This is a genomic window from Rhizobium giardinii bv. giardinii H152, from assembly GCF_000379605.1.
GTDB lineage: Bacteria > Pseudomonadota > Alphaproteobacteria > Rhizobiales > Rhizobiaceae > Pararhizobium > Pararhizobium giardinii.
The window spans coordinates 1-2536 of record NZ_KB902717.1; the positions used below are offsets into that span (position 1 = coordinate 1).

Consider the following 2536-nt stretch of genomic DNA (forward strand, 5'->3'; position numbering starts at 1 on the left):
TCCCAGCCAAAAACATGATTGAGCGAGTTTAAGCCATGAAGGGACAAACAAATATTTCGTATATCGGCCAACATTCGTCAGCAATCGTGCTGTCGTTGGTCGTCGCAGCAATCGCGCTTATCACCACGCTCGTTGGCGATGACGCCATTGCGACCTCGGTCACAGAAATGCTGATCAGGATGACGCTCGTGGTTGGCCTTTACATCTTCATCGGCAACTCAGGGATCACGTCGTTCGGTCACGTCGCGTTCTCCTGCATAGGCGCTTACGCGGTCGGCTGGGCGACTGCAGAACCGATGTTCAAACAGATTATGCTGTCGGGGCTTCCCACGTTCCTGCAGGAAAACCAGTATCCATTCTGGATGGCGATGACCGGTTCGGCTCTTCTCCCTGCTGTCGTTGCACTCCTGTTCGGCTTGGCCATCATGAGGTTAAACGGAATCGCGGCATCGATTGCGACCTTCGCTTTCCTCATCATCGTGAATAGCGTCTTTGCCAATTGGGATAGCGTCACCGCCGGTGTCAGCTCGATCATCGGCATTCCGACGGTCGTAGGCCCTTGGGGATCAACGGGTGGCGCAATTTTCGCAATTCTGGTCGCCAACCTGTTTCAGACCTCGCGTTATGGCATCATGCTGCGAGCCTGCCGGGACGACGAGGTTGCTGCCAAAGCTTCCGGTGTTCGTGTGGTCCGGGTTCGCCTAATTGCTTTCGTACTCAGCGCTGCTGTAGCCGGTGTATCTGGCGGCCTTTACGCCCAGTTCCTTGGAATTCTGGCTATCGATGCCTTCTACCTCAACCTGACATTTATCGCCTTGGCGATGCTCGTCGTCGGGGGAGTAGGCAGCCTGACCGGGGCGGTATCCGGCGTAGTCTTTGTGACGGTGATCGTCGAAATTCTCCGTTTTCTTGAACGGGGTTTTACGCTTGGCAGCTCTTCAATTGCCCTGCCGCCCGGCAGCCAGGAGATCGGCCTCGGCATCATCATGGCGTTGATCTTGATCTTCAGACCCAGTGGTATCGCTGGTGGACGCGAACTTTTCGTCCTCACCGGTAGTAAGCGTCATCCGGAGAAATCAATAGCGAATGCCAGTCAAACGGCAACTGCCGCACACTAATCAGTTCTGACCTATCGCACGCGACAATCGCTGTAGGGCGATATTTCGTAAGGGCCATTTTGTTGGCGGCGCTGCCGCACGTGAATTTGACGGAGAATCCCAATGACATATCGTATTTCGGTCGATACCGGAGGTACCTTTACTGACGTGGTCGTATCAGACCCGGAAGGCAATCTGACCATCGGTAAATCGCTGACCACCCCGGATCGAGCGTTCGAAGGCGTCAGCAACTCCATTGCCAATGCAGCAGAGCAGCTCGGCAAAACTCTGCCCGATCTGCTTTCGGAAACGTCGCTGTTCATCTACGGCACCACGCGTGCCACGAACGCGATTGTTACCCGTCAGGGTGCAAAGACCGCGTTCCTGACAACGGATGGCTTTCCGGATGTTCTGGTCTTCAAGGAAGGCGGAAAGCGCAATCCCCACGACTTCAGCGTGGATTTTCCGGAGCCGTACATTCCTCGCCGCCGGACCTTTGAGATCGACGAGCGGATGAGTTCCGAAGGTACCGTCAGCCGTCCTCTCAATGAAGCTCAGGTCGTATCCGTGCTACAGCAGCTCAAGGCGGAAGGTTACGAGGCCGTTGCTGTGAGTCTGATCTGGTCCGTAGCGAACTCCGCACACGAAAGCCGCATCGGCGAACTGATTGAGCAACACCTCCCAAGTGTACCATATACGTTATCGCACCAGTTGATCCCAATTGTCCGTGAGTATCGTCGTGCTTCGGCCACTTCTATCGATGCCTCGCTGAAGCCCCTGATGCAGCAGCATCTCCGACGCCTCAACAGTGACCTGCGCGAAGCTGGTTACGAAGGGGATGTGCTCGTTTCGACCTCAATTGGTGGCTGCAACCAGATTTCCGACGTCATCAGCAAACCGATACAGCTCGCGAAGTCCGGTCCCTCGATGGCACCGGTGGCATCGCGTGCGTTCAGCACCATCGAGAACTGCGGCGGCGACATTATTGTATGCGACACCGGCGGAACGACTTTCGACGTCGGTCTCGTCCGAGAGAACCAGCTCGTCTATTCCCGTGATACCTGGTTGGGTGGAGAATGGACTGGTCATCTCCTTGGCATTTCCTCCGTCGACATCCGCTCCGTCGGCGCTGGCGGCGGTTCCATCGCCTGGATCGATGACGGTGGTCTCCTGCGCGTCGGCCCTCATTCTGCTGGGTCGGTACCGGGACCGGCTTGCTACGGACGTGGTGGCCAGAAGCCGACCGTATCCGATGCAGCCTGCGTACTCGGCTATTTCAACCCGGATTACTTCCTTGGTGGTCGGATGACGCTTGACAAGGAAGCCGCCCGCAAAGCAGTGGAAACGGTTGCGACACGTATTGGTCGATCCATCGAAGAAGCTGCGTACGGCATCCTGAGCCTGGCTTCGGAAGTGATGATCAAGGCGATTCATGACAT

Annotated in this window: 2 protein-coding genes; both read left to right on the forward strand. The window is 56.3% G+C overall.

Annotation, left to right across the window (positions count from 1 at the left end):
• Window positions 1-35 precede the first annotated feature (35 nt).
• Entirely contained in the window at window positions 36-1118 is a 1083-nt protein-coding gene (locus A3AY_RS0128415; protein WP_018329068.1) for a branched-chain amino acid ABC transporter permease, read from the forward strand.
• 102 nt (window positions 1119-1220) lie between these two features.
• Window positions 1221-2536 (forward strand): hydantoinase/oxoprolinase family protein (locus A3AY_RS0128420; protein ID WP_018329069.1); only part of this gene is annotated, 1316 nt, incomplete at its 3' end.